This window comes from Verrucomicrobiota bacterium (assembly GCA_027622555.1).
Taxonomy (GTDB): domain Bacteria; phylum Verrucomicrobiota; class Verrucomicrobiia; order Opitutales; family UBA2995; genus UBA2995.
Genome location: JAQBYJ010000201.1, coordinates 1 through 5,853, shown reverse-complemented (window position 1 = coordinate 5,853; position 5,853 = coordinate 1). Strand labels below are relative to the sequence as shown.

The following is a 5,853-nucleotide window of genomic DNA, read 5'->3' as shown; positions in this document are numbered from 1 at the left end:
CGTCAGCTAAGATTATGGTAAGAATGTTTCTGTTTCAGATACCCCGATGCTTGCTTCGGGGAGTTTCATCGGAAAAATTTAAAAGGCGGATAGTTGAGGATTTTTTCCACAACGACGCCAACCATCGGTGCAAATACGATGAGCACCCCATATTGGTAACGCCAACCGGCAACATGATCGATAGGTAGGTGATTCCGACCCAGCGCCAGCAAAAATGCATTCCCTAGAAAAAAACCAAGCAGGAGAATAATCAGAGGTCTTTGATGGTCTTTAACCCAACGAAATGCGAAAAATACGAAAACCACATTCAATTCAAAAAGTAACAATGCTAAGCTTGGTTTTATATGAAAGCCGCGAATCTGTTGATACCATGGATTCAAGGAAATCTGGTAAAGAAAATGCTTGGTAATTAATCCGAGCCGAGAGGCAGAATCTGCGAAATTGTCTGAAAAGATGTAGGTTCCAATTCCCACGAGAATCCCAACGAAAAGGCTCGGGATCAAAGCAAACATGGCAGGCCGTAAAAGCCGCTTGTTTTTGGCTTTACTGGAAATTAAAAGCGTTATTGCCATCAGGAAAACAACAGCACCAATCAATATTCCCCGCGCAAAACTCAATGCACCCAGGGCCGATAGAATTGAAAGAAAAACACAAACTCTCTGGGAATGAACTCTACCCTCTAACAATGGTTTTGAAAAGACAATGAGCGTAATCAGCAGCAAACAATAGGACAACAGGTTCGATACCTGGATACTTTGATTAAGAATTTCAATGTGCGTATAATTCAGCGCAAGCACGAGTTGACTGAAAAGAATTGAAATCAATCCAAAGCTCCACATCCGAAGAAGATAGCCTAGTAGAAAAACAACGGCTGCATGCACCGTAAAAGAAACATAGAGAAATACGTGATAGTCGCCATTTCCCAAGAACAAAATACTCGACCAAAAGAGCTTAAAAACCGGCACAAAATTTTCTCCAAAGAAACTGAAAACCCAGGTCCAATATCCAGTTGATTCAATCAAATGAAGTTGCTCCCATTCGTCGCCCTGGAAATAGAATTTGGCGAAGTTCTCCCAGTAAATATAAAGAGGTAGAAATCCGAACAAAGGACTGGGAATTAGCCAACCAAGAGCGATTTTATGTCTATCAATGAGATGAGCTGACTTCTCCGGCATGGAATAAAACAGAAACTTTAGTAGGCCTATCCAACCAAGCAATCGTATTCATGCCCTGTTTTGAACATCGACTGCTTAGAGCAGCAGAGCCGCAACCAACGTTTAACCACAGATTGCTCAGATGGGCACAGATATTGTAATTATGAAACCACGAATGGACCAAGTGACACGAATCACGAGGTAGGGACTGATCGCCGAGCGGTCCGATATCCTGAAGGGTTCAAGGCATTTTTCTAAACGGAAAAAAGATACAAATTTTAACCACCAGTCTCCGCCAAGGCTACGACAGGGCACGGCTGATGGCACTGATTTTCACTGATAAAAAACGACAAAATATTCGTGATCCATTCGTGGTTAGTTTATGCTTTTTAAAGGGAACCTGCCTTCAGTTTTTGCGTAATTCTGCGCTTTTCGTAGTAAAAGTATTTTTCTTCGAACGTATTTTAATACTGGCGCGTGATTAATCGCGAAGTTCGTGGTGAAGAGCTGGGATACGAAAACGTTGCTTTAAAAACAAGATTCTACCGGATAGTAGTACAAATCGGATAGAAAAAAGGCGCCCCGGTCCGGGACGCCTTTTTGATAAAACGGTTTCGATTATTTTTCAGGAACTTCTGAAATCGTCTTAAGAATGCGGGAGCAGATCTGGTAGGGATCTCCCTTCGAATTTGGACGGCGATCTTCGAGGTAACCTTTGTAACCATCTTTAATAAAGTTAACCGGCAATCGAACCGAAGCACCTCTGTCAGACAATCCCCAGGAAAACTTGTCGATCGACTGAGTTTCATGGAGACCGGTCAGACGCAAGTGGTTGTCAGGTCCATAAGCGGCGATATGCTCTTCCTTATTCTTTTCGAAAGCTGTCATAAGAGCCATGAAATACTTTTCACCACCTACTTCACGCATAAATTTCGTGGAAAAGTTGCAATGCATGCCTGATCCGTTCCAGTCACCTTGGAAGGGTTTGCAATGCCATTCAACATAGACCTGATATTGCTCGCAAAGGCGCTCAAGAAGGTAGCGCGCAACCCACATGTCGTCGGCGCATTTTTTGGAACCCTTGGCGAATATCTGGAATTCCCATTGTCCTTTGGCCACTTCGGCATTGATTCCCTCGTGATTGATTCCGGCTTCCAGGCAAAGATCCAGGTGATCATCCACAATGGCTCGGGCAACATCGCCAACATTACGGTAACCGACTCCGGTGTAGTACTCACCTTGGGGCGTGGGATACCCGCTTTCAGGCCAACCCAGCGGGCGACCATCCTGAAAAAGGAAGTATTCCTGCTCGAGTCCAAACCACGTATCTTCGTTATCATCAATCGTCGCACGATTGTTAGATGGGTGCGGATCACCATTAGGCATCATGACCTCACACATTACGATGAAAGCGTTGCTTCGACCAGCATCCGGGTAAAGAGCGACGGGTTGTAAAATGCAATCTGAACTTTTACCTTCAGCCTGCTGAGTAGAACTGCCATCAAATCCCCATACAGGGCAATCTTCGACTGAAGATGGGGCATTTGAAGCGATTCTGGTTTTTCCACGTAGGTTCGGAACGGGTTGGTACCCATCGAGCCAGAGGTATTCAAGCTTGTATTTCGGCATTTTCTTGTCGTTTTAGTTTTGGGTTGAAAGTCCGTTGGAGAGTCTGATCCATCCCTATTGAAGATGGCCAAACTAAGGACGCAACGACAGTCAGCAAATTACATGCCCGTTTTCAACTCAAAATATAATAATTAAAATAAAACGGTCTGTTTAAACCGAAAAAAATAAGTTAGTTAGGTCCAGTTAATGAGGGAAATTAAAGACACAAAAAGGGCTGAAGTCCACATAGGCTATGATGGAAGAGTCCATAAACGGTATCGTGGATCCTTAGCTCGCAAGAGGTATGACAACGAAGTCCGCGTTCTTAAATATTTGGAAACAAAAGGCTGTACATTTGTGCCCAAACTCCTGCATAGCGATCCGGATGAACTGTATATTATTACCACCAACTGTGGTCAAATTGTGCCACATATAGGCCAGGAGAAAATGGATATGCTCTTTGCGGAGCTCGAAACATACGGCGTTCGGCACGGTGATGCGTTTGCTCGAAACATCACATACAGTTCCCACGAAGGAAGATTTTGCATTATAGACTTTGAATTTTCCACAATTCTGGAATCCGGAGAAGGTCTTACCCTGGCCGAAGCCGAAAAAGAAATAAGAAAGACAAAATTTAAAATCTAGCATGGAAACAATAACTTGGTCGGGCCTGACACATCCAGGGCGTTTTCGAAAAAACAATGAAGATTCATTTTTAGCTACTAATTTGAACGGACAGGAAGTACGGCTTCTGGGGAAACAAGGTTCTGGATCTATCGAAAGAGATGGTGATTTCATTTTTGCAGTCAGCGATGGTATGGGAGGCGCAAATGCAGGCGAATTTGCCAGCAGAATCGCTGTAGATTTTATAACTAAAAGACTTCCCCAAAGCTTTCGACTTGGAGCGATTGGCCTTCCCCAGGGCTACCATGAATTTTTGGGGGAGCTTTTCGAGGAAGTAAATCGGGAGATGTCCAGAATGAGTTTTTTCTATGAAGAGTGCCGTGGCATGGGAGCAACGCTTAGCCTATGTTGGTTTACCCCTGAATGGATGTACTTCGCACATGTAGGAGACAGCCGAATCTATTATTTGCCCAAGGATGGCGGTTTAAAGCAGATTTCCCACGACCACACTTACCCGGGTGAGTTGTTCCGCAAAGGAAGATTAAACGAACGACAACATAAAACTCACCCGGAAAAACATATCCTCCTACGTTCATTAGGCGGAAAAACAAAAACCATAGAACCTCAATTTGGTGCAGTAGGCTTTGAGAGTGGAGACACTTTCATAATTAATTCAGATGGCATCAACGACGGAATCTGGGATCATCGACTGGAAGACCTCATACGGAATCCCCCTCTGAGGCTCGCAGAACTTCAACCCGCAAATCGATTAGTAAAAGATTCAATGGAAGAATCTGGTCGTGACAATTTAACCGCAATTGTTGTATCTATTAGTTGATTGCGCATTTACTTTTAACTTAACACCTCAATATTAAAATAATCCTATGAGAACTGGAAATCCCGCCCTCAACAACGATACCTTTCGGGTAGAATACGCCTCAACCGATGCAATGACAATCGGTGGTACCGTCAATAAAACGGCGATCCTGCTTTTAATGCTCACAATGACCTCCATCTGGTCGTGGAAGAAAGTCATGACGCTAGGCGATATTTCCGCTATGATGCCTTGGATGATCGGAGGAGCGATCGTCGGCCTAATCTTTGCAGTGATCACGATTTTCAAAAAAACGGCAGCTCCGTACACAGCACCGGTTTATGCTCTGGCGGAGGGAGTATTTCTGGGTGCCCTTTCAGCAATGATGGAATTGCAATTTCCGGGCATTGCTTTCCAGGCAATCACGCTGACTTTTGGAACGTTGTTTGCACTGCTCGCCGCCTATAAATCTGGTTTTATCAAGGTTACTGAGAATTTTAAACTGGGAGTCGTTGCAGCTACCGGCGGCATTTTTCTGGTCTATCTTGCATCGTTCGTCATGGGATTTTTCGGAATCTCCATGCCTTACATCCACGGAAGCGGATTTATTGGAATTGGTTTCAGCGTATTTGTAATCATTATAGCCGCTCTCAACTTGGTCCTGGACTTCGACTTCATTGAAGAAGGAGCAAAACGCGGAGCCCCACGCTACATGGAATGGTACGCCGCCTTCGGTTTATTAGTCACCCTCGTCTGGCTCTACATCGAAATCCTTCGACTTCTCTCCAAGCTGAGGAGCCGGTAGGAAACTAAAAGAAAACGAATCGGTAAAACCGCTGCTCGTCTTCAACAGGAATGATCTCCACGGAGAGAACTTCCTGCACCTCACTTTCGGACAGAACTTCGAAAGAGTACTCCTCAGGTTTAAGCACTTCCCAATCCGTAAGATTGCTGCTCGATTGAATGAACATGGTGTCATCTCCCATCAGCTTGTTTCGGCTGTAATTATAGATCGGATGAACTTTACCTGAATCTTTCCAGAGATAAGTCTGATCGAAGAAAACCTCATCATAAGCATTCGGATCAGAGCCAAAGGAGAACTCTTCGAGTGCAACTACTCCATCTCCATCCAAATCGGAACCAGCCCAATATGAGTAATCCAACCAACTGAGGGATGGATTGTATTTTAGCATCCACTTTATGAGCGTATTTTCTCTATCACTCGAAAACGGTCTGTAGGAGATGTTTCTCAGGAAGAAATGAAATCTCTTATTGAGGGATGGAAAATATTCCACATCTATATCCTTAACGAAGCGCCACTGAATCTCGTGGTCACCCTCTGGAATATTGATTTCAAAGCGTTCATAAAAACTCATATCCCTTTGAAATGTGAAAATCTGTTGCCCATCAATCAGCAGTGATAAAAATGCAGTACTGTCATCTGCTCCAAAACGACCTTTTGCATCAAATTCCAGTATTCCAGGACCCATTAGCTTTGTCCTCAATACAGAGGGCAAGAATCCTTCTTGAGTGGGATCCCCACTCTCTCGTGGGCAGAAGGGGTCGTGGGCAGAAGGGGTCATGTCTTGGATATTGACAAATAATCGTTCCTTCACCCGCTGCCTCTCAGGACTTTCTCAACGGTAACATCGA

General features: G+C 44.3%; 6 protein-coding genes. 3 read left to right on the top strand and 3 right to left on the bottom strand.

Annotated elements, in window-relative coordinates:
* Positions 1-65: 65 nt before the first annotated feature.
* A complete protein-coding gene (locus O3C43_24480; GenBank protein MDA1069645.1) occupies positions 66-1,175 on the bottom strand; it encodes a hypothetical protein in 1,110 nt (369 codons plus the stop codon).
* A 597-nt stretch (positions 1,176-1,772) separates the two neighbouring features.
* Complete coding sequence (locus O3C43_24475; protein ID MDA1069644.1) at positions 1,773-2,783, bottom strand: glutamine synthetase beta-grasp domain-containing protein; 1,011 nt, start codon at positions 2,781-2,783, stop codon at positions 1,773-1,775.
* A gap of 186 nt (positions 2,784-2,969) precedes the next feature.
* Here O3C43_24475 and O3C43_24470 point away from each other — a divergent pair, with 186 nt between their 5' ends.
* Genes O3C43_24470 through O3C43_24460 form a run of 3 tightly spaced genes read left to right on the top strand, consistent with a single transcriptional unit; the run spans position 2,970 to position 5,005 of the window.
* On the top strand, positions 2,970-3,407 hold the full coding sequence (locus O3C43_24470) for a serine/threonine protein phosphatase (protein MDA1069643.1): 438 nt from the start codon (positions 2,970-2,972) through the stop codon (positions 3,405-3,407).
* Between the two features lies 1 nt (position 3,408).
* Positions 3,409-4,224, top strand: a complete 816-nt coding sequence (locus tag O3C43_24465; GenBank protein MDA1069642.1) for a protein phosphatase 2C domain-containing protein — start codon at positions 3,409-3,411, stop codon at positions 4,222-4,224.
* Positions 4,225-4,270: 46 nt separating this feature from the next.
* Positions 4,271-5,005 (top strand): Bax inhibitor-1/YccA family protein, encoded by a 735-nt coding sequence (locus O3C43_24460; GenBank protein MDA1069641.1) that lies wholly within the window; start codon positions 4,271-4,273, stop codon positions 5,003-5,005.
* A 4-nt stretch (positions 5,006-5,009) separates the two neighbouring features.
* On the opposite strand, the gene O3C43_24455 is transcribed toward O3C43_24460, so the two are convergent.
* Positions 5,010-5,783, bottom strand: a complete 774-nt coding sequence (locus O3C43_24455; protein MDA1069640.1) for a hypothetical protein — start codon at positions 5,781-5,783, stop codon at positions 5,010-5,012.
* Between the last annotated feature and the right edge of the window lie 70 nt (positions 5,784-5,853).